At 67.3% G+C, this 20680-nt stretch carries 24 protein-coding genes; 9 read left to right on the plus strand and 15 right to left on the minus strand.

What is annotated here, in order from left to right; all coding sequences use genetic code 11:
• Positions 1 to 5 precede the first annotated feature (5 nt).
• Positions 6 to 794 carry an enoyl-CoA hydratase/isomerase family protein gene (locus FAZ98_RS19860; protein ID WP_158953096.1) on the plus strand — a complete coding sequence of 263 codons (789 nt, stop codon included), beginning with the start codon at positions 6 to 8 and terminating at the stop codon, positions 792 to 794.
• A 47-nt stretch (positions 795 to 841) separates the two neighbouring features.
• Positions 842 to 2836, plus strand: a complete 1995-nt coding sequence (locus tag FAZ98_RS19865) for an acetyl/propionyl/methylcrotonyl-CoA carboxylase subunit alpha (protein ID WP_158953097.1) — start codon at positions 842 to 844, stop codon at positions 2834 to 2836.
• A gap of 79 nt (positions 2837 to 2915) precedes the next feature.
• On the opposite strand, the gene FAZ98_RS19870 is transcribed toward FAZ98_RS19865, so the two are convergent.
• The 10 genes from FAZ98_RS19870 to FAZ98_RS19915 form a co-directional block, all read right to left on the minus strand.
• A complete protein-coding gene (locus tag FAZ98_RS19870; protein ID WP_158953099.1) occupies positions 2916 to 3689 on the minus strand; it encodes a CDP-diacylglycerol diphosphatase in 774 nt (257 codons plus the stop codon).
• A 95-nt stretch (positions 3690 to 3784) separates the two neighbouring features.
• Positions 3785 to 4090 (minus strand): DUF6587 family protein, encoded by a 306-nt coding sequence (locus FAZ98_RS19875; RefSeq protein WP_158953101.1) that lies wholly within the window; start codon positions 4088 to 4090, stop codon positions 3785 to 3787.
• Complete coding sequence (gene feoB / locus FAZ98_RS19880; protein ID WP_233272748.1) at positions 4087 to 5994, minus strand: ferrous iron transporter B; 1908 nt, start codon at positions 5992 to 5994, stop codon at positions 4087 to 4089. The genes FAZ98_RS19875 and feoB overlap by 4 nt, the downstream gene beginning before the upstream one ends.
• Entirely contained in the window at positions 5991 to 6242 is a 252-nt protein-coding gene (locus tag FAZ98_RS19885; protein ID WP_158953102.1) for a FeoA family protein, read from the minus strand. Before FAZ98_RS19885 ends, feoB begins: the two co-directional genes overlap by 4 nt.
• A gap of 172 nt (positions 6243 to 6414) precedes the next feature.
• On the minus strand, positions 6415 to 7872 hold the full coding sequence (gene iaaH / locus FAZ98_RS19890) for an indoleacetamide hydrolase (RefSeq protein WP_158953104.1): 1458 nt from the start codon (positions 7870 to 7872) through the stop codon (positions 6415 to 6417).
• 95 nt (positions 7873 to 7967) lie between these two features.
• Positions 7968 to 8888: a ferritin-like domain-containing protein gene (locus FAZ98_RS19895; RefSeq protein ID WP_158953106.1), complete on the minus strand. Its 921-nt coding sequence runs from the start codon at positions 8886 to 8888 to the stop codon at positions 7968 to 7970.
• Between the two features lie 64 nt (positions 8889 to 8952).
• Complete coding sequence (locus FAZ98_RS19900; RefSeq protein ID WP_158953108.1) at positions 8953 to 9216, minus strand: transcriptional regulator; 264 nt, start codon at positions 9214 to 9216, stop codon at positions 8953 to 8955.
• A gap of 379 nt (positions 9217 to 9595) precedes the next feature.
• Positions 9596 to 10279, minus strand: coding sequence for an NADPH-dependent FMN reductase (locus FAZ98_RS19905; RefSeq protein ID WP_233272749.1), 684 nt, complete (start codon positions 10277 to 10279; stop codon positions 9596 to 9598).
• A gap of 462 nt (positions 10280 to 10741) precedes the next feature.
• The gene (locus tag FAZ98_RS19910; protein ID WP_158953109.1) at positions 10742 to 11089 is read right to left on the minus strand and encodes a hypothetical protein; all 348 of its coding nucleotides are present in this window, start codon (positions 11087 to 11089) and stop codon (positions 10742 to 10744) included.
• A gap of 197 nt (positions 11090 to 11286) precedes the next feature.
• Complete coding sequence (locus FAZ98_RS19915; RefSeq protein WP_407672119.1) at positions 11287 to 12555, minus strand: cyanate transporter; 1269 nt, start codon at positions 12553 to 12555, stop codon at positions 11287 to 11289.
• 168 nt (positions 12556 to 12723) lie between these two features.
• On the opposite strand from FAZ98_RS19915, the gene FAZ98_RS19920 reads away from it, so the two are divergent.
• The gene (locus FAZ98_RS19920; protein WP_158953111.1) at positions 12724 to 13449 is read left to right on the plus strand and encodes a GntR family transcriptional regulator; all 726 of its coding nucleotides are present in this window, start codon (positions 12724 to 12726) and stop codon (positions 13447 to 13449) included.
• Positions 13450 to 13497: 48 nt separating this feature from the next.
• Here FAZ98_RS19920 and FAZ98_RS19925 read toward each other — a convergent pair whose 3' ends face one another.
• Positions 13498 to 13716 (minus strand): hypothetical protein, encoded by a 219-nt coding sequence (locus FAZ98_RS19925; RefSeq protein ID WP_158953112.1) that lies wholly within the window; start codon positions 13714 to 13716, stop codon positions 13498 to 13500.
• A 137-nt stretch (positions 13717 to 13853) separates the two neighbouring features.
• The gene (locus FAZ98_RS19930; RefSeq protein WP_158953113.1) at positions 13854 to 14504 is read right to left on the minus strand and encodes a glutathione binding-like protein; all 651 of its coding nucleotides are present in this window, start codon (positions 14502 to 14504) and stop codon (positions 13854 to 13856) included.
• 88 nt (positions 14505 to 14592) lie between these two features.
• Between FAZ98_RS19930 and FAZ98_RS19935 the strand changes: the two genes are divergently transcribed.
• The 4 genes from FAZ98_RS19935 (at position 14593) to FAZ98_RS19950 (ending at position 16280) form a co-directional block, all read left to right on the plus strand.
• Complete coding sequence (locus FAZ98_RS19935) at positions 14593 to 15246, plus strand: TetR/AcrR family transcriptional regulator (protein WP_158953114.1); 654 nt, start codon at positions 14593 to 14595, stop codon at positions 15244 to 15246.
• Positions 15247 to 15323: 77 nt separating this feature from the next.
• Positions 15324 to 15518, plus strand: coding sequence for a DUF1653 domain-containing protein (locus FAZ98_RS19940; protein WP_158953115.1), 195 nt, complete (start codon positions 15324 to 15326; stop codon positions 15516 to 15518).
• A 31-nt stretch (positions 15519 to 15549) separates the two neighbouring features.
• Entirely contained in the window at positions 15550 to 15744 is a 195-nt protein-coding gene (locus tag FAZ98_RS19945) for a YqaE/Pmp3 family membrane protein (protein WP_158953116.1), read from the plus strand.
• A 185-nt stretch (positions 15745 to 15929) separates the two neighbouring features.
• Positions 15930 to 16280, plus strand: coding sequence for a hypothetical protein (locus tag FAZ98_RS19950; protein ID WP_158953117.1), 351 nt, complete (start codon positions 15930 to 15932; stop codon positions 16278 to 16280).
• A gap of 177 nt (positions 16281 to 16457) precedes the next feature.
• On the opposite strand, the gene FAZ98_RS19955 is transcribed toward FAZ98_RS19950, so the two are convergent.
• Entirely contained in the window at positions 16458 to 16721 is a 264-nt protein-coding gene (locus FAZ98_RS19955) for a DUF4148 domain-containing protein (protein WP_158953118.1), read from the minus strand.
• A gap of 401 nt (positions 16722 to 17122) precedes the next feature.
• Between FAZ98_RS19955 and FAZ98_RS19960 the strand changes: the two genes are divergently transcribed.
• Positions 17123 to 17410 carry a DUF4148 domain-containing protein gene (locus FAZ98_RS19960; protein WP_158953119.1) on the plus strand — a complete coding sequence of 96 codons (288 nt, stop codon included), beginning with the start codon at positions 17123 to 17125 and terminating at the stop codon, positions 17408 to 17410.
• A 99-nt stretch (positions 17411 to 17509) separates the two neighbouring features.
• Here the strand turns inward: FAZ98_RS19960 and FAZ98_RS19965 are convergent, their stop codons facing one another.
• Positions 17510 to 17830 carry a 2Fe-2S iron-sulfur cluster-binding protein gene (locus FAZ98_RS19965; protein ID WP_158953120.1) on the minus strand — a complete coding sequence of 107 codons (321 nt, stop codon included), beginning with the start codon at positions 17828 to 17830 and terminating at the stop codon, positions 17510 to 17512.
• Between the two features lie 97 nt (positions 17831 to 17927).
• Positions 17928 to 19886: a sigma-54-dependent Fis family transcriptional regulator gene (locus FAZ98_RS19970; RefSeq protein WP_158953121.1), complete on the minus strand. Its 1959-nt coding sequence runs from the start codon at positions 19884 to 19886 to the stop codon at positions 17928 to 17930.
• Between the two features lie 474 nt (positions 19887 to 20360).
• On the opposite strand from FAZ98_RS19970, the gene FAZ98_RS19975 reads away from it, so the two are divergent.
• Positions 20361 to 20648: a DUF1488 family protein gene (locus tag FAZ98_RS19975; RefSeq protein WP_158953122.1), complete on the plus strand. Its 288-nt coding sequence runs from the start codon at positions 20361 to 20363 to the stop codon at positions 20646 to 20648.
• Positions 20649 to 20680: the final 32 nt, after the last annotated feature.

Below are 20680 nucleotides of genomic sequence, written 5' to 3' on the forward strand. Positions count from 1 at the left end.
TCTCGATGCCCTACGAAACGCTCACCGTCGACATGGCGGGACACGTGGCCACGGTCACGCTCAATCGGCCCGACGTGCGCAACGCGTTCAACGAAACCATGATCGCCGAGATCACCGCGGCGTTCACCACGCTCGGCACCCACGGCGACGTGCGCGCCATTGTGCTCGCGGGCAACGGCAAGGCATTCTGCGCGGGCGCGGACCTGAACTGGATGCGCAAGATGGCGGGCTATTCCGACGACGAAAACCGTGCCGACGCGCTGCGTCTCGCGAACATGCTCGCGGCCATCTATCGCTGCCCGAAACCGGTGATCGCGCGCGTGCACGGCGACGCCTACGCGGGCGGCATGGGCCTCGTGTGTACGGCCGATATTGTCGTGGCCGCGAACACCGTGAACTTTTGCCTCTCCGAAGCGCGGCTCGGCCTGATGCCCGCGACCATCGCGCCGTATGTGATTCGCGCGCTCGGCGAGCAGGCGTCGCGCCGCTACTTCGTCACGGCGGAAGCGTTCGATTGCGCCACGGCGCTGCGTCTCGGTCTGGTGAGCGAAGCGGTGGAAGCCAGCGAACTCGACGCCACCGTGCAACGCATTGCCAATACGCTGTGCGCGAACAGCCCGAACGCCGTGCGCGAATGCAAGCAACTGGTGCAGGACATCGCGAGCGAAACGATCGACACCGCGCTGATCGAAGATACGGCCGTGCGCATCGCGCGCATCCGCGCTAGCGAGGAAGGACGCGAAGGCGTTTCGTCGTTCCTCGAAAAACGCACGCCGAACTGGCGCGCGCAATAACGCCACGCCGCGTCATTCGCGCCAACTCACGCATAGCGAGACCGCTCATGTTCGACAAGATTCTCATCGCCAATCGCGGCGAAATCGCGTGCCGCGTGGCGGCCACGTGCAGGCGCCTGGGCATACGCAGCGTCGCGGTGTATTCGGACGCCGACGCCAACGCGAAGCACGTTGCCGCCTGCGACGAAGCCGTGCATATCGGCGAGGCCGCCGCCGCGCAGAGTTATTTGCGCGTCGAACGCATCATCGAAGCCGCGCGCGCCACGGGCGCACAGGCCATTCATCCGGGCTACGGCTTTCTTTCGGAGAACGAAGACTTCGCGCGCGCGTGCGAAGCCGCTGGCATCGTCTTCATCGGACCGCCGGTGGGCGCGATTGCCGCGATGGGCTCGAAAGCCGCCGCGAAGGCGCTCATGCATGCGGCTGCGGTGCCGCTCGTGCCCGGCTATCACGGCGACGACCAGGACGCCGCGCTTCTGCAACGCGAAGCCGACGCCATGGGTTACCCCGTATTGCTGAAGGCGAGCGCGGGCGGCGGCGGCAAGGGCATGCGCGTGGTCGAGCGCAGCGAGGATTTCGCGGCGGCGCTCGCGTCGTGCAAGCGCGAAGCCGCGAGCAGCTTTGGCAACGACCGCGTGCTGATCGAGAAGTACCTCACGCGCCCGCGCCATGTGGAAGTGCAGGTGTTCGCCGATCAACACGGCGGCGCCGTGTACCTGTTCGATCGCGACTGTTCGGTGCAGCGCCGTCACCAGAAAGTGCTGGAAGAAGCCCCTGCGCCGGGCCTCGCCGACGACGTGCGCCGCGCGATGGGCGAAGCCGCCGTGGCCGCCGCGCGCGCCGTGCAATACGTGGGCGCGGGCACCGTCGAGTTCATCATGACGGGCGGCGACTTCTACTTCATGGAGATGAACACGCGCCTGCAGGTCGAGCATCCGGTCACGGAAATGATCACGGGCCTCGATCTCGTCGAATGGCAATTGCGCGTGGCGGCGGGCGAACCGCTGCCGCTCGAACAGTCGCAACTGAGCGTTACGGGGCATGCGCTCGAAGCGCGCATTTACGCGGAAAACCCGGCGCGCGGCTTCCTGCCGTCCACGGGCACGCTCAAGCATGTGCGCATGCCCGAGGGCGTGGAGTTTCGCCTTGGCGCGAACGTACGCATCGACAGCGGCGTGCGCGAAGGCGACACCATCACGCCGTTCTACGATCCCATGATCGCCAAGCTGATCGTGCACGGCGCGACGCGCACGGACGCGCTCGCGCGCATGACGCGCGCGCTCGAACAATGCGAAGTGGTCGGGCCGCACACCAACGTCGAGTTTCTGCATCGGCTTGTGACGTGCGAGCCGTTCGCGAGCGCCGATCTCGACACAGGCCTGATCGAGCGCCATCACGAAGCCTTGTTCGCGCCACAGCCGCAACCGTTGCGCGAAGCGCTCGCGCTCGCTTGCGCGGCGCTGCTCGCGCGCGAAGGTGCCACGGCGGCAGGTGCTTCGCCGTGGCAGGCGTTGGCGCAGTGGCGCCTCAACAGCGGTTTCGCGCAAACTTTCAACTGGCGCGACGTGGCCACGGACACCGCGTTGGTATCGGCGTTCGCGCAGGATAAAGGCGAGCAAACGCTCGCATTCGAGGGCCGTGCCGAACGCTATACGTGGTGGCGTGGCGCGCACGCGGGCGAGTTCGGCGCGACACTCGGCGATACGCGCGTCACGGGCCGTGTGTTCATCGACGGCGACGTATTCCATGTGTTCTGTCTTGGCACGGCCATGGCCTTCGAGTGGCAGAACCTGCTCGCGCATGCCGCCGACGCCGAACACGGCGAGGGCCGTCTCACCGCGCCGATGCCGGGCAAGGTGATCGCGGTGCTGGTCGAGCCGGGCGCGATGGTGGAGAAGGGCGCGCCGCTCATCGTCATGGAAGCGATGAAGATGGAACACACGATCGGCGCGCCCACGGCGGGCAAGGTCACCGAAGTGCTCTACGGCGTGGGCGATCAGGTGGCCGACGGCGCGCAACTGCTCGTGCTGGAAGCGGCATAACGTTATCGTCGGCGGCCAATGAAAAAGGCGTTCCGCGCATTGCGGAACGCCTTTTTTACGTCGACATCGACACAACGATTCAGTGTGCCGCCACCGCGCACTGATGATCGAGCAAGCCTTCCGCCGAGCCCGAACCGTTGTCCACGTCGAGCCCGCTATTGACGATAAGCCAGCCGTCGCGCTGCGCGTTCGGGCCCGCGCCCGTCACGAGGATCGTTTGCAGCGCCATGCTCTGCTTCGGCCCGAGATCGCGCGCGACCACGCGGAACGGATTGCTGCGGTCGCGCAGGCTCGTCACGCGCATCACGCGGTAGCGGTTGCCGTCGAGCGTGGTCCAGCGCCACGTGTTGGGCGGCATCGTGTTGAAGGGCGCGAGCGCCTGGGTGATGTCGGTGCGCATGCAATCGACGTGAATGTGCAGTTGATTCTGGGTGCGCCGTTTCGACGAATTGATTTCCGTGCCGAGCTGATTCGCGGTGAGCGTCGTGCCGAGTTTCGTTTCGACATCGTGCGTCGCGGCCCACGCGTCGACCCAGTATTCGGGCGAACCGGCGTAGAGAATGTCGTCGCTTTCGATGCCGCTCACGCGGTCGGTGGGAATCAGCAGATATTGCGCGCGGCCCGCGATGTCCTTCAGCACGGCGTCGCGTTTCTGGAAGTCGACGGTCGTGCACGGGCCGGGCTGGCCTTTGTCGCGCATGTTCGGCACGCATTGGCCGCCCACGACTTTCCAGAGGCCGTCCGAGTCGACGGCGGACAGGCGCACGCAGGCGCCGGTGCCGCAGAGCGCGATCAACGCGGCGGCCAGCGTCGCGAAACGGAACCAGCGTGCGGGAGAAAGAAAAGAAAGCATCGGCGCGGGAAGAGAGTCGTGGAGACGCTGCGCAGTGTAGCGCAAGGCCCGTGACAGTCGCGCTCCGGCAACGCCGGGCGTTTCAACGATGCGCGTTACTTGCGCGGCGGATGAAACGCCACGGGTTGCTCGTTCGACGCTTCGGGCGAGGAAGGCCCGCACGTGCCGCAGGTATTGCAGCCGCCGCTGTCGCCGCAATGGCCGGCGGGCGCGCCCTTCGGTTGCAGGAAGCGGCCGATGCGTTGCGCGAGCGCACCGCGTTGCGGACGCAGCAGCGGCGCGGCCATCGCGGCCTGTGCGCGCTGCGCGGACTTGGGCGCGAGCTTGCGCGTGGTCTGGATCAGGCTGGCGATCACGAGCAGCGCGATCACCGTGTATTGGACGACGAGACCGGCGCTCATACGAAGTGCCTCGCGATCTGGTACGTGACGAACGAGGCCGCATACGCGACCACGAACATGTAGCCGAACGAGACCGTCACGGCGCGCCACGAGCGCGTTTCGCGGCGGATCACGGCGAGCGTGGACATGCACTGCGGCGCGAACGCAAACCACACCATCAGCGAGAGCGCGCTCGCGAGCGAGAAGTTCTGCGCGAGCGCGTGGCCGAGCGCGGCAATGTCGCCGTCGCCGCCCGAGACCGCGTAGACCGTGGCGAGCGCGGCCACGGCCGTTTCGCGCGCGGCGAACGCGGGGATCAGCGAAAGGCTCATCTGCCAGTTGAAGCCGAGCGGCGCGAACGGCCACTGCAACACGCGGCCGAGATAGCCTGCAATGGTGTAGTCGATGGCCGGCTGCGTCGCGCCCGCGGGCGGCGAGGGGAACGTGGAGACGAACCACATCAGCACGGTCAGCGCGAGGATGATGCCCGTGAGGCGCTTGAGGAAGATCGAGCCGCGCTCCCACAACCCGATGGCCACGTCGCGCGCCTTCGGCATGCGGTACGAGGGCAACTCCATCAGCAGCGCGTGTTCGCGGCGGTCGCGGCGCAGCAGCTTCATGACATAGCCCACCGCCATCGCGCCGAGAATGCCGGCCGCGTAGAGCGCGAACAGCACGAGCCCTTGCAGGTTGAACACGCCGAGGATCAGGCGCTGCGGAATGAACGCGCCGATCAGCAGCGCGTACACCGGCAGGCGCGCCGAACATGTCATGAGCGGCGCGACGAGAATGGTGGCGAGACGGTCGCGCGGGTCGGTGATGCTGCGCGTGCCCATCACGCCCGGAATCGCGCAGGCGAAGCTCGAGAGCAGCGGAATGAACGAGCGCCCCGTGAGCCCCACGGCCACCATCATGCGGTCGAGCAGGAAGGCGGCGCGCGGCAGATAGCCCGACTCTTCGAGCACGAGGATGAAGAAGAACAGCACGAGAATCTCGGGCAGGAAGCCGAGCACGGTGCCCACGCCGCCGAACAGCGCGTCGGTGACGAGGCTGCGCAGCGGGCCGTCGGGCAACACGGCGCCCGCGTAGGTGCCGAGCCAGCCGAAGCCGTCGCCGATCGCGTCCGTCATCGGTTTGCCGAGCGAATACACCGCCTGAAACACGAGGAACATCACGAAGGCGAGAATCGCCGGGCCGAGCACGGGATGCAGCGCGAAGCGGTCGATGGCGTCGTCGCGGGCGTCGGTGGCGCGCGGCATCGTCACGGCGCTCGCGAGGATGCCGCGCACGGTGGCGTGCAGGTCGTCGGCGGGGGCGTGCGCGGCGCCGGGCGTGCCGGCGGTATCGGCGATTTCGGCATTGCTGGCGGCCGCCGTGGCGCTGGTCGTGTTCGTGGCATGCAGGCGGTCGATCAGCTCGACCAGTTCCTGAGCGCCGCCGCGCCGCACGGCCACGGTTTCGACCACGGGCATGCCGAGGCGGCGCGACAGTTCGGCCACATCCACCACGATGCCGCGCCGTTTGGCGGCGTCCATCATGTTGAGCGCGAGCACCATCGGGCGGCCCATGCGCTGGACTTCCAGCACGAAGCGCAGATGCAGGCGCAGGTTGGTCGCGTCGGCCACGCACACGATCAGGTCGGGCGCGGCTTCGCCCGGATAGCGGCCGAGCAGCACGTCTTGCGTGACGCGCTCGTCGGGGCTGGTCGAGGCGAGGCTGTACGCGCCCGGCAAGTCGAGCAGCCGCACGTTGCGGCCCGAAGGCGTGGCGAAGCGGCCTTCCTTGCGCTCGACGGTCACGCCCGCGTAATTGGCGACTTTCTGGCGCGCGCCCGTCAGCAGGTTGAAGAGCGCGGTCTTGCCGCAGTTGGGATTGCCGACGAGGGCGATCCGCAAGGACGAAGATTGCAGCGGTACCTGGCTCATTGCGCGTGCTCCTCGCTGGTATTGACGCTCACGCGTTGCGCCTCGGCGCGCCGCAGGGCGAAGCGCGTCGAGCCGATCTGCACGAGCAGCGGGTCGGCGCCCCACGGCGCGCGCGCAACCACGCGCACGGGTTCGCCGGGCACGAAGCCGAGGTCGCGCAGACGCTGCGCGATCGGATCGGGCGCTTGAGTATCTTCGACGCGCTCGACGAGCGCGGTCGCACCTTGGGTGAGTTCGGTCAGACGCATGGGGACAGGCTTGACATCAAATGAGAACTGTTCTCATTGTACCGGTGATGACGCCGGAATGCGGCATTGCAACGCAAAGTTGCGAGATCGCGCCCTATGACCGGGCGTTACAGCGCGCCCCTGCGCGCTTTTGTCGCAGGCAGATTTTGTAGATAAGCGCGAAACGGCAGGTTCAGATGAGCGGCGCGGGCAGGCTGCCCAGAATCTGCTCGAACGCGAGGCCGATGGCGAGCAAACGCCGGTCGCTACCGGCCGGCCCGTCGAGTTCGAGACCCACGGGCCACCGCGCGTCGATCAAACCGGCGGGCAGTGCGAGGCCGGGAATGCCCGCGTTGCTGGCCGGATCGGTGTTGCGCAAATACGCTTCCATTTCGTCGATGGGCGCGGCGCCGTCGATCGACACGCGCGACGAGCCGTTGAGTTCGTCGAGCGGCACGGCGGCGAGGCGCGTGGTGGGGAACAGCAGCGCGTCGAGGCCGTTCGCCGCGAAGGTCTGCGCGTAGAGCTGCTGGAGGCGCGGGCGCCAGACGGTGAGCGCGGTCTGGTAATCGGGGCCGCGCACGTCGGCGAGCACCGCGTCGTAGGCCGCGCGCACGTCCGGGCTGGCGATGCGCGCCGCCACGTCGGCCACGGTGTGAGCGGGCGCCTGGTTCGCCGTGAGCCATGCCTTCAGGTCGTCGATGGGTTCGTGCAGCGCGAGTGCGAAGCTCACGCGGTCGTTGAGCGCGAGCAGTTCGGGCATCTCGACGGGCACGAAGGTCACGCCCGCCGCTTCGAGCCTGGCGAGCGCGAGCCGCGCGACGGCTTCGAGCGCGGCCTCGAGGCCTTCCCAGAGCGGCTTCGGCAAACCGATGCGCAGGTTCGTGACGGACGCCGCCGCGAGCGGCCCGTGCCCCGTGATGACGGCGTCGAGCAGCGCGACGTCGGCGACCGTGCGCGCCATCGGCCCGACCGTGTCGCGCGTGTGGCTGATCGGCACGACGGCGTTCGGGTCGTGATAGCGGCGCTGCGTGCCGCCGTCGCCCACCGAGGGCCGCAAGCCGACGATGCCGCACAGCGCGGCCGGAATGCGCGTGGAGCCGCCCGTGTCGCTGCCGAGACCCGCGGGCACGATGCGCGCGGCCACGGCCGCCGCGGTGCCTCCCGACGAGCCGCCGGGAATGCGCTCGGGGTCGTACGGGTTGCGCACGGGACCGCAGTGCGGCGCGAGATTCGTGCTCGTGATGCCGAACGCGAGTTCGTGCATGTTGGCCTTGCCGAGCAGGACCGCGCCCGCGTCCACGAGACGTTGCACCGAAGGCGCGTGGCGCGCAGGCACGAAGCCTTCGAGCGCGGGCGTGCCGGCCGAGGTCTGCATGCCGCGCGTGTTGATGTTGTCCTTGACGACCACGGGCAGACCCGCCAGCGGCAAGCGTTCGCGCTCGCTCGCACTGAGCGCGTCGATGCGTTGCGCCGCCGCGAGCGCGCCTTCCACGTCGAGCACGGTGAGCGCGTTGAGATTCTCCAGCGCCTCGGCGCGCGCGATCAGCGTGGCCACGTAATCGGCCGCTTTGAGGCGCCCCGAGCGTATGGCCTCCACGGCCTCGCAAGCGGTCAGTTCGAGTTGCCGGTCGACAGTCCATGCGGTCATGCTGAGGTCCTCCTCGTGCGGCTTGCCGCGCGTGTGGCGTGGGCGTGCGCGCTTGCGTGTGTTCGGGGTATCGGCGTGAATACGGGCAGTGTGAACTATGACTTCATGAAGCGCAGCGCGAGACGCGCGAGCGCGGGCACGACCGTGGGCCGCAGCAGGCGCGCGTCGTAACCGCTCATGCGTGCTTCGTTTTCGTCGAGGCACAGTTCGATCATGTCGCGCGGCTTGAGCGCGTCGCCAAGCGCCTCGCGGCTTTCGGGCAGAAAGTTGGAATCGTGCGCCACGCCGTTCGCGTCGATACCGCGCGCGATCGCGAGCCGGTCCCACACGAGCTTGACCCAGATCGCGCCCACGCGCAGCGAGTGCCACGGTCGTCGCCACCACGGCAGGGTCTTGCGATACCACGCGACCCAGTTCACGAAAAAGAGAATGTGGCGCGCCTCTTCCTGGATCACGGGCTCGAAGGTCTCCACGAGTTCCGGCGGAAAGTAACCCGAGCGCTGCGCCGAGCGAAACAAGCCGAAGGCGAAGAAGCTGTCGATGCACTCGCTGTAGCCCGTGAACATCCACGCCCATTCGGCGTGCTTCGGCGGCGGATACGGCGGCTCCGGCGCGAGTTCGATGCCGTACGCGCGCACGAGATGCGAGAGCACGACCTTGTGGCGCGCTTCTTCGCCCGCGTCCATTTCGATGGCTTCGCGCAGCAGCGGATGTTTCAGGGTGTTCGCGTACGTCTGCACGCGGATCGACGCGCGGCCTTCGGTCTGCACGGCGATGTCCCAGATCGGGAGCGAGGTGAGGCGCCTCAGCGCGTCGGGTTCGAGCTTCGGCCAGTCGAGAACGGCGGGGCGGTAGGGATCGTGCGTGTCGAGCAGCATCCGGCAGAACATCGTCCGGTGTTCGTCCGATCCGATCCTGATGGGCCCTGGCGTGTCATGCGTCCAGCGTCGCAGTGCGGCGTCCTGGTCGGAGATGAAGTCAGCGTCTTCCTCCGGATGCGTCAGGGTTTCGGACATGGCGCGTAGAAAATGACAGGGATATGACTCCTATTCTGTCACAACCGTAAGGGGCACTGCTTCGTCACGCACAACGCCGCCGGTTGTCGATCCACATGCGCGCCCAGCGGCATGCGTAGGCGAGCGCGTGGCGTTCGTCGAAGAAATAATCGAGCGCGTCGAACGAGTGTTGCGCGCCGCGCCGCGCCTCGGAATGCTCGCCCGCGCGCGTGTCCGTGCCGGTGTCGGGCAGCGCGCCGATCGTGAGATTGGCGGCGTAGAGGCCGTTCGGAAGCTGCTGCGCGCTCGGCGCGACTTCGTAGCCTTTGTAGCGTAGAGGTGCGTTCATGGCCGCGTGTCCTGCTGTGATCTTTCGGTGGCGCCGCGCATCGGTTGCGGCGCGATTTTTCCGCGCAATGGGCCGATGCACCGCGCCGTCACGGATCAGCCTAAGGGCCGCCGCATGCCGAGGGAAACAATCATTTTTCGCAAGCAAATCACACGGGCGTGACAACGATTTGCACGCCGGATGCGATAAGCGCTGCGCGAATCCGGCTTCAATGTGCGACCGCAGAAAAAGGCCGTCTGTGGGATGGCGCACGCGGGCGCGCGCGCCTTCGCGCGGAAAGTGTGCGCGAAACCACATCGACGCCCCGCGGGCGCCGTGCAGCGCGGCGGGGTTCGATGGATCGGCGTGAGTCGGGAGGAGACAGGCCGACGCGAGCGCGTCAGACTGCGAGGCTCAAACGCTTTTCGCCGCGCGCGGGACGGGCCGCGCCGCCGGTGCCGCTCGTGCCATGCGTGCCGTCGGCGAGCACCGCGGCGGGCTGCGCGCCGAACGCCAGCGCGAATTGCGCGGCCTGGCGGCCCACCGTCGCGAGTTGTTCGGCGACTTTGGCGTCGGAACAGTCGTGCGCGCTCTCGAAGCGCGTTTCGAGCGTGTTGATGCCCGCGCCGAACGGGGTTGGCCAGCCGCGCAGCGCGTGCACGATCGAGCGCAGCGAGGTGAGTACCGAACCGGCGGCCTGCCAGCCGTATGCGGTGACGATGCAGCCCACGGCGCGGCCGTCGAGGTACGGGCGCTCGTCGGCGCGCAGTTCCTCGAGCGTGTCGAGCGCGTTCTTCACGAGGCCGGAAACCCCGCCGTGATAGCCGGGCGTCGCGATGATAACGGCGTCGGCGGCGCGCACGGCTTCGATCAGTTCGAGTTGCGCGTCGGTGCGCGTGGCGAGTTCGGGCGCGTAGTGCGGCAGCGTGTGCAGGAACGTGCCGCCGAACAACTGCGTTTGCGCGCCGGCCTGTTCGGCACCGCGCAGGGCGAAGGCGAGCGCGCGCTCGGTGGAGGAGGCGGCGCGTGTCGTTCCGCCGATACCGACCACGAGCGGGCGGCGTTGCGAATCTGGAATGCTCAAGAGGGCTCCCGGCGATGGGGCGAAATGCGCGGCGACGGGGTCATCGACATGAACGACGGTTGCGCGGCGCAAATCGCGACAGGATGTGCAGCGATATTCGCGACGAAGCGCGGCGAGCGCGGCGCGCGAAAAATCGAATCTGGAACCGTCATCATAGAGAGCGCGCCGCGCCGCGCGAAACGACTTTTTGTTCTAACCATATGCCGATGCGGCGGCGTGGCAGCCCAAGCGGCACGACCTCGGCGCCGCGATAACCATATGCGAAACCATTGGTTGGGTGCGCGCGCCAGCGTGGCTAAGATGAAACCGTCTCCACCATGACATCTCCTTGACATGGGATTCGGCCCCGCATCTCTCCGGTGACGGGGCTGCTTTTTTTGCACGATGGAAACGCGGAAAAAGCGGGGCGCGAAGGACGCCGGAGGAAAAGCGGATGCGCGCGCACGACGGCGCGCGGCGGGGTCACACCTGGAGTACGTTGCCGTCCGGGCCGATTTGCGGTGGGATAGCGGGCAGCGCCTTATTGCCCGGCGCGGCGGGCGCGGGCGCGGCGTTCGGACCGACCGTGGGCGTGAGCGGCAAGCTGGGCGCGGAGGCGCGGAGCGCCGGGTCGGCCACCTTGCGCGGCGTCAGGCGGTCGGCGGAAGCGAGCTTGCGCTTCGTGCCGTGATGCGCGTGTTTTTTCGCACCGTTCGCATGCACGCCGGGCGTGCGCGCCTCGGGCGGATTCCAGATTTCGATGTAGTGTTCCCCGGCGAGCGCGGTGGACGCGAGGACGCACAACACCGCCCCCGTGATGAAGAATCGCACGTCGTGTTCTCCGTTTCGATGAACAGACCCGGCTCGCGCTGAGCACGCAACTCGGGCTGCACGCACTGTACATTCATACAGGCGCTTATGCAAACGTTTGACAGTATGCAACGCCAATTCTGTTGTGTATGTGCGCCGCTCCACGCGTCGTGCGAACGAGTCGTACGATCGCGCACGACCGTGCGATGCCTGTTGGGTCACGCGTCCAGCGCGCCGCGCGTATGCGCATTCGCGTGCGCGCCGAGCCAGCGCCCGTAACTGCGCGGCGAGAAGGCGAGCGTGAGCGCGATCATCGCCGTGATCGAAACGGCCAGCATGATCCACGCGGCCGTGAAGCTGCCCGTGAGATCGCGCACGCGCCCGGCGATCACCGGCGCGAGCGCCGCGATCACGAAGCCGAGCCCCTGCACGAACGCCACGAGCCGTGCCGCCACGCGGTGATCGCCCGAATGATCGAGCGCCGTGACGAGCGTGACGGAGAACGTGCCGCCGAGACCTGCGCCCGCCGCCGCGACCCACAGCAGAGGCGCGGCCTCGGGCCACATCGTCAGACCGACCACGCCGATCCACTGCGCGCACAGGCCCGCGACGAGCCATGGCCGGCGGTCGGTGAACGCCGCGGCCGCGAGCGGCAGCAGTAGTGCGCACGCGGCCTGGAACACGGTCATCGCGGCGAGCAGCGAGCCGCTGGCTGCCACGCTCGCGCCGTGCTGCTGGTAGTAGGCGGGCAGCCACGCGACGAGGCTCGTATAGCCGCCGTTCACGAGGCCGAAATGCAGGCCGAGCGTCCACGCGCGGCGCTTGCGCCACACGGGCACGTGCGCATGCGTGTCCGTGATGGTCGCCGATGTCGAAGCGCCGGCCGCCGCGCGCCGGTTCAGCGCGATCCACAGCACCAGCGCGACGAGCGCGGGCAGCGCCCACACCGCGAGGCCCGCGTGCCACGACCCGCTCACGCGCGCCACGAGCGGGCTCAAGCTCGCGCCCAGGCCGCCGCCGCCCATGATCGACGCCGAAAACAGGCCCATGGCGAGCGGCACGCGCGCCGCGAAGCGCTGCTTCATGACGGCGGGCAGCAGCGCCTGAATGGCCGCGACGCCCGCGCCCGCGGCGGTGGCCGTGAGCATGAGCGCCGCGCCGCTGGCGGCGAACGCGCGCGCGGCGCAGGCCAGTGCGATGGCGACGAGCCCGAGCGCGACGCCGCGCGTTTCGCCGAGCTGGCGCGCGAGCCAGCCGGTGCCGAACGCGCCCAGACCCATCGCCACGACGGGCAGGCTCGTGAGCAGCGAGGCGCCGTAAAAACTGAGGCCGGTGGCGTCGCGGATCGTCGTCATGAGCGGGCTGATGGACGTGAGCAGCGGCCGCAGATTGATGCCGATCGCGACGATGGTCGCGTACCAGACGAGCGCGCCGGCTGCGTGATCCGGCGGCTGCGCGGTGGGAGAAGTTGCGCTTTCAGGGTTCAATTCGGTCAACCTTTATGTGCCATTTTGGTTAACCATTGTAAGATAAAATTGTCAACAATTCGGGTGACTCGCGCTATCGCCAGCATGCGCGCGGGCATATGAATACGGCACCCACGCGGCGCGGCGGCTCGCTACAATGCCTGCCTGATCCCGCTCGCCTGTCGCTCCATGGCCAAAACTTCCCGCACTGCCGCCGCCGCGCCAACTCTCGACGAAGACACCTCGCAGGTCGAAGCGCTCGTTTATGCGTCGATCTCTTCGGCGTTGCTCGAAGGCAAGCTCGCGCCGGGGCAGCAACTGGTCGAGCGCGAGCTGGCGGCGGCGTTCGGCTGCACGCGCGGCGCGTTGCGCAAAGTGCTGGCGCGGCTTGGCTTCGAGGGCAAGCTCGTGCTCGAACCGAACCGCGGGGCGTTCGTGCCGTCGCCTTCGGAAGCGGATATTCGCGCGGTGTATCGCGCGAGACAGGTGGCGGAAGCGGGCGTGATGGTGAGCCTGTGCGGCGTGCTCGGCGCTGCGAAGAAGCGCGCGCTGGCGGCGCACGTGCGCAGCGAAAAGAAGGCGCTGCGCGAAGGCCGCGTGGACGACGCGGTGCGCCTCGCGGGCCAGTTCCATCTACTCTTGACGGGGCAGGCGGGCGGCGCGCCGCTCGTGGACGCGCTCGCGCAACTCGTGGCGAAAACGGAGCTTTACAAGGCGTTGTTCGATCCGTCGAAGGCGTCCATGTGCGCGCCCGAGGAGCACGAGCAGATCATCGCGGCACTCGAAGCGGGCGATCTGACTACGGCGCTCGACACCATGCGCGCGCATCTCGCCGAACTCGAAGAGCGGGTGGTGCAGCAGGCGCGTGCGCGCGCGGGACGCGATCTCAAGGCGGTGTTTGCGAGCGCCAAATAAGGGCTCGGTGGCGAGCGGGTGAACGATGTCGAATCGACCGAAGGTCGATCAACGCGTGGTTTGCTCGACGCGCTTTTGCAGTTCCTTCGAGGCGGCGAGCGGAATGCGCGCGTCGTCCCACGTGGCCAGCCATTCGACTTCTTTCGAGGCGAACACGTCGCCGTGATTGCGCAGCGCGTACTGCAGCGAATCGATGACGTGATTGCGGATGATTTCAGGCGTATGCGGATCGTCGAGGACGATACGAAACGCTTCGAGCGTGGCCATGCGCGGCTCCGGCAAAGGTGTGACGATCGTGGTGTTATCGCACGACAAAATTACCCACGCATCTGGCCAAAAATCGCGTGGCACCGGTGTGGTGTCAACGCGTCACGCGTGTCGTCATACGGCTGTCACGCGCCGTGTCATGAGGCTCGCGCGCGCCGGAACAGCTCGTATTCGTCGGCGAAAGCCCGCGCCACGGCGGGCCGTTCGCGCACGCGCCGCGCGTAGTCCGCGAGCACTTCCCACTGCGAAAGGTCGACGCCCACGAACGGCGCCCAGTTGAGCACGACCACGAGATACGCGTCGGCCACGCTGAAGGTGTCGAGCAGATGCAGGCGCGTGTCCAGATGGTGTTCCAGCAGATTGAAGCGGCGCGGCACTTTCGCGCGGGCGTACGCTTTCACGGCCTCGTCCGTCTCGCGTGCGAGCAGCGGCACGAACACGCCCTTGTGCAATTCCGTGCCGATAAAGCCGAGCCATTGATGCAGCCGGGCGCGCTCGCGCGTACCCGCGGGCGGCGCGAGCCGCGCGGCGGGAAAGCGGTCGGCAACGTAGGGCAGCACGGCGGCGTTTTCGGTGAGCGTCCACCCGTCGTCTTCGCGCAGCACCGGCACCTGGCCCATGGCGTTGATGCCGAAGAAGTCGCTGCCCGCGGCGTTGCCCGTGACCACGGTTTTCTTCGACGTATCCACCTGAATGTAATTGATGGGCGTGTCGGCATCGGCATCGGCTTCGTAGAGCGCGATGCGTGTGGCGAGCGAGCAGGCGAGCGGCGCGAAGTAAAGATCCATTGTCGTCCTCCGGAGGGTTGACGTATCGCCGGTTGGGGTTTTGTTTTTTGTACTATATTGAACAAAAATCAGCTCAACCAATATTTCTATGCAATCCAGTACAAAAAAGGATAGCCGCCCGCGCGGGCGCCCGCGTGCTTACGATCCGGCCGAAGCGCTCGCCCGCGCGCGCGACACGTTCTGGCGCAACGGCTATGCGGGCACTTCGCTCGACGACCTGAGCGCCGCCACGGGCATGAACCGGCCGAGCCTGTACGGCGCGTTCGGCGACAAGCACGCGCTGTATCTGCAAGCGGTCGAACGTTACGTGGCCACGGGCCGCGCGGCGATGGAGCGCTCGCTCGACGGCGCCTTGCCGCTGCGCGACGCGCTCATGCGGGTATTCGACGGCGCGCTCGCCTGGTATTTCCCGGCCAATGAAGCGCCGCGCGGCTGCTTTCTGGTCGGCACGGCGGCGGTGGAAGCCGTCAACGATCCCGCCGTGCGCGAACAGCTGGCCGCCGGTTTGCGCAGTTTCGACAAGGCATTCGAGCGGCGCTTGCGCCTGGCCGTCGAGCAGGGCGAATTGCCCGCCGATGCCAGCGTGCCCGTGCTCGCGCGGCTTGCGTCGGCGCTGTTGCAGAGCACGGCGTTGCGCGCGCGCGCCGGCGACGCCCGCGCGACGCTGCGGGCCACGGCCGCAGCCGGCGTCGCGCTCATTTGCGGCGCCGCGCCGCCCGTGCGCCGCTCGCGCGCGAAGTAAGCGAGTCCACGCGCCCCCGATCCGTTGCTACACTAACGAGTCGCGCAAAACGTTTGCGCACTTGCTGGGAGAACGCGATGGTGCGCTACAGGCACTACAAGGGCGGTATTTACGAGCTGGTCTGCGAGGCAACGCTCGAATCGGATCCGACTGTCACGATGATCGTTTATCGTTCCGCGAACGGCACGATCTGGACGCGGCCCGCCTCGGTCTTCTTCGAACTCGTCGAATTCGAAGGCGCGCTCGTGCCGCGATTCGCGCCCGTCAACTGATCCACTTTCCACTTGCGAGGTCACGCCCACGATGCGTCTGCTGATTGCGCTCATCCTTCCCTGGCTCCTGTTCTTCACCATCGGGCGCCCCATCGCGGGCATCATCTGCCTGATTCTGCAAATCACGCTGATCGGCTGGATTCCGGCCGCGATCTGGGCGGTGTATTCGTTGAGCCAATACAAAACGGATCAGAAAATCACCGAGGCGATGGGCCGTCGCGGCTGAATGGCGCTCGCGCCTCGCGCGGCGTTGGCGCGTTCCTGGCGCAATGCGCGGCGCGATCGACATCGACACGACACCCCCATCGGCGATCTGTGTGTTGCGCGGTTACAGACGTAACCCGCGCTCACAATTCGGCAAGAACTTAACGCGGCTTCCCTTTTCTTACGAATAAGAAAGGGGAGTTCGCTATGTTCAAATCGATTCTTGCGGCGAGCGCGTTGGCGCTCCTTGCCGGGTGTGCCGTGGCCCCCGGCTACGGTTATGGCTACGACCAGGCGTACGCGCCCGGCTACTACGATGGCGGTTATGCGCCGGGCTACGCGGCGCCGGCTTATGGCGGCGTGGCGATCGGCGTGTATGGCGGTGGCGGCGGTGGCTGGCACGACCACGATCATCACGACTGGCACGGCGGCGGCGGTTGGCACGGCGACCACGGCGGCGGCTGGCATGGCGGTGGTGGCGGCCCGTGGGGGCCGGGTGGCCATGGCGGCGGTGGCGGTCATGGCGGTGGCCACGGCGGCGGCGGTCACGGCCATTGAGCGATGTCGATGAACGCGGCGCGGCGTTTTAGGTGCGCCGCCCGACCTCGCACGGCGCAAGTCCCCCACATCGACCCAAGAATTCACAAGCCTCAAAAGCATCAGGCCCGCCTCTCTTTCGAGGGCGGGCCTGATGCTTTTTAGCGACCGGCGCCAGGTTCAGCGCCAGTTCACGACTTACTGTCCCGACTGCGACGTGCCGCTCGTCGAGGGGCCGTAGGCCGAATTCGCCTTCTCGGCCTGGACGCGGGCTTCGGCAGCCTGGATGTTGTCCGGATAGTGCATCCAGTCGCTCGGGTCGTAGCCGGCAGCGCGCAGTTGCGCGAGTTCGGCGCGAACCTGGGCGCGCGTCACGGGCTGCTGGGTTTGGGCTTGTGCAAACGACACGGCGGGCACGGCGACGAGGGCCGCGATGGCAACTGCCTTGATGAGCGACTTCATGATGACAACCTCCGATATTTTGTTGATTGGTCCGACGTCGTAGCGTCGTCCATGTCGCTAATGTAGGCTTCCCTTGACCTAGGGTAAATACTTAGAAAGCAAATTCAGTGTTTCTCTGGCAGCAACAATCGACAAAACTCGATTTTTGGCGTTGCAGCGCACGATACCAATCAAGTGCGTCTATCCTCTGCCTTCGGGCCCTCATTAGCGGAATATCCCGCAAGGCATTGTTGCGAATTCGGTAATTACAATTCGTCCGAAACAGCCTGTATCCGCTTTGACGACTTGCCTAGAATCGCCTCACAGCTTGACTCCCGCCACGTGGCCGGGAGGCAGGCCGGGCAGTCAAGGCTGCGCACCGTCGTTGCGCATCGAAGTCGAATAAATCGGAGGTTTTCATCATGAAGTCGATCATCAAAGCTGCTGCTCTTACCGTTGCCTTCGCTGCGCCGCTGGCCGCTTTCGCTCAAGCCGACCAGGGTCTGACGCGCGATCAGGTGCGCGCGCAACTCGTCGAATTCCAGCAAACGAGCCACAACCAGGCGGCCGGTGCGCAAGACAGCGCGCCCGTGGTCACGCGCAACGACGGCTCGTTCGGCGGCGTGAGCAACTCGTCGGCGTCGGGTGGCCGTTACGTGTCGGAAGCGGCGCGCACGGGTCCGCAGTCGGTGTACTTCGGCGGCCAGTAAGCCGCTGTCGTCGCTAGACGGCACCCTCATGCAACAACAAAACGGCCCGCGATGCGATATCGCGGGCCGTTTTGCATGCAGGCAAGGCTTAGCCGGGCGTTAGATCAGTTCGGCTTCGGGCACATCGAGCACGAGATCGGTGAGTGCGACGGCCACGCAGGTCAGCACGTAGCCTTCCGCCTTTTCCTCGCGGCTCAGTCCGGGCCATTCGATCGTGAAGCGAATCTCGCCGCTCAGCACGCGGCATTGGCAGGTGCGGCAGGTGCCGTTGCGGCACGAGCGCGGCAGCCGGATGCCCGCGAACGCCGCCGCTTCGAGCAGCGTGAGCTCGGGTGGCGCGTCGAAGGTGCGGCCGAGCGGTTCCACGCGCACGAGCGGCACGGGAGATCCGGTTTCCGGTGAAGACGAGGCGGGGGCCATGAGCGGGCGCGGCAAAAAAAGCGAAGCGCCCAGTTTACCTTGCGTCGCACGGGTAATTCACGCGGCAGGCCCCGACGCACGGTGATGCACGCCGACCTCAGCGCCGTTGCCGCATGTGCCGATACACCGTGTTGCGCGCGAGGCCGAGTTCGCGCGCCGCCGCCGAGACGTTGCCGTCGTGCCGCGCGAGCGTTTCCTCGATGAGACGCGATTGCCAGACGTCGAGACGCGTGGGCGTTTCGGTTCGAGCGGCGTCCGCCGTGGCGGACTCCGCGAGCGCGGGCAGCGCGTTGGCATTGGCCATATCGCAGTCGTGGAGGAAGTCCTCGGGCAGATGCGTCATGTCGATCACGCGCTCGCCTTCAGCCATGATCGCCGCCGTGCGCAGCACGCTCGACAATTGCCGCAGATTGCCCGGCCAGCGGCAGCGCGCGAAACATGCATGCACGGCGGGCGCGAGTTGCGCGGGCGCACCCGGCACGTCCCGGCGCACGAGCGCGAGCACGCGTTCGACCAGCGCGTCGAGATCGGTGCGTTCGGCGAGCGGCGGCAAGGTCACCACCAGCCCGTTGATGCGGTAATAGAGGTCTTCGCGGAATGTGCCTTCGGCGATCATCGCGCGCAAATCGCGATGCGTCGCGCACACGATGCGCACATCCACGGGCATCGCGCGCGTACCGCCGAGCGGCACCACGGCGCGATCCTGCAGCACGCGCATGAGGCGCACTTGCTGCGCGAGCGGCATGTCGCCGATCTCGTCGAGAAATAGCGTGCCGCCTTCGGCCTGCGCGATCTTGCCCGCACTGCCGCGCCGCTTCGCGCCCGTGAAGGCGCCGTCCTCGTAGCCGAACAACTCCGCTTCGATCAGCGTGTCGGGCAAGGCGGCGCAGTTGAGCGCGATGAACGGCGCGTCGCGGCGCGGCGAATCCCGGTGCAGGGCGCGCGCGAGCCATTCCTTGCCGGTGCCCGTGCGGCCGAGCACGAGCACGGGAATGTCGCGGCCGCGCACGCGCGCGACGCGCTCGAGCACGGCGGCGAGGCGCGCGTCGCCGGTATCGAGATCGGCGAGCGTCGGTAGCGGGAGCGCGGCGCTGCGTGCGGGTTTATCGGCAAGTGTGGACGGCAGCGCGGCTAGCGCCGATACCGCCGATACCCCCGACGAGCGCGAACGCGCCAGCATGGCCGCCGTGGGCGTGGCGCGCGCAATCACGCGCACGCCGCTCGGCAAGGTGAGCGTGAGCGGTTCGCCGGGCGCGCGCACGGCCTGCTGCATGAACGCCGCGAACGGCTGGCCGAACAGCGCGGCGAACTCGCGCTGCTGCAAGTCGGCGAGCGGCGCGCCGAACTGGAACAGCGCGCTGCGGTTCGCGCAGAGCAGGGTGCCATCGGCGCAAAAAGCGGCCAATCCTTCGTACAACGTACCGATGAATTCCGGGCGCGCATGGAATTGCAGGCGTACCGCGTTGGCGAATTCGATGTTGAACAGATGGTTCTCGATCATTTGCGCCGACATGCGCACGAGCGCGAGCGTGTGCTTGTGAACGCCCAGCGATTCGCCGCTCACGTCGAGTGCGCCGAGCGTGCGGCCGTACGGGTCGGCGATGGGCGCGCACGAGCACGTGAGACTGTGATTGGCGCGCAGAAAGTGCTCGCCGGCATGCACCGTGGTTGGCGTGCCCGCCGCGAGCGCCGTGCCGATCGCATTGGTGCCGCGATGTTGTTCCGACCACGACACGCCGGGCCGCAGCGCGACGCGGCGCGCTTTCTCGTCGAAGTCGCTGTCGCCGAGACTGTGCAGGATCACGCCGTTGCGGTCGGTGAGCAGCACCATGCTTTGCGTATCGACGATCTGCGCGTGCAGCGCGTCCATCACGGGGCGCGCCTGGTGATAGAGCGTGCGGTTGGTGTCGATGAGTTCGCGCAGGTCCACGGCCGCGAGCGCGTCGAATTCGGGCGCTTCGCCGGTGCGCAGCCCGAGCGCGCGCGAACGCGCGTGCGCTTGCGCGATCGCGTCCGCGCGGGCCGCGTCGGGCGGCGTGACGGGGCGTCGGGTCACTCGTGTCTCCAGTCCATGATGAAGCCGCTGCGGCGCAACATTCGGCCCGAAGGGGCGATGTGCGCGCGCGCATTCCTGCATCGTACCGAATCGGGCGCGCGTGACTATTCGGGTTGAAGCCGGGTCGAAGCCGGGTTGAAGCCGAGCCAAAGCCGAGCCAAAGCTCGCTTCAATCGTCGCTGAGACCGCCATGCCGTGATGGCAAAGCCCGCGCGGGTTCCGTTCGCTGCCGCACGAATGCGATAAAAAATAAGGGCGGGGTTCCTACGCCCCCGTGATTTCACGGGTGTGACAAAGACGGGCTTGCGGGTCGCGTGAACTCGTCTAAAGTGAATCCAATCAGCTGTCGCAAACGTATGACGTTGCGCATTGGCCGATGTCGATCCGCACGACTCGCACTGCTCGTCCTGCACGAAGTTGGGGCACGCGAACGCGATAACGCGGCCCGTTCACCTTCCACCTGAGGCTACTCCTATGCAGATCCTGTTTCCGAATGAGGCGCCCGCATACCTGGGCGGCGCACTGACCTTGGCGTTCCCGGCCATGATCGATGGAGAAAGGGTGGAATGTACGATCACGGCAGCCGCGCTGGAGGATCACTTCGGCGCGGAATCCACGCGCGCCGAGGACATGCTGACCGCCTTCGATCATCATCGCGATCGTATCGAAGCCTGCGCGCGCCGGCTGCTCTCGGACACGCGTGCGCAGTGTCTCGTGCTGCGCAGCGGTTACGTGCGTTTCGTGCAGGCTCACGCCGCCTGACATCGCGTTGAACGCGCCGTTCCAGCCACGCT

The sequence above is a fragment of the Paraburkholderia acidisoli genome (assembly GCF_009789675.1).
In the GTDB taxonomy this organism is placed as follows: Bacteria; Pseudomonadota; Gammaproteobacteria; order Burkholderiales; family Burkholderiaceae; genus Paraburkholderia; species Paraburkholderia acidisoli.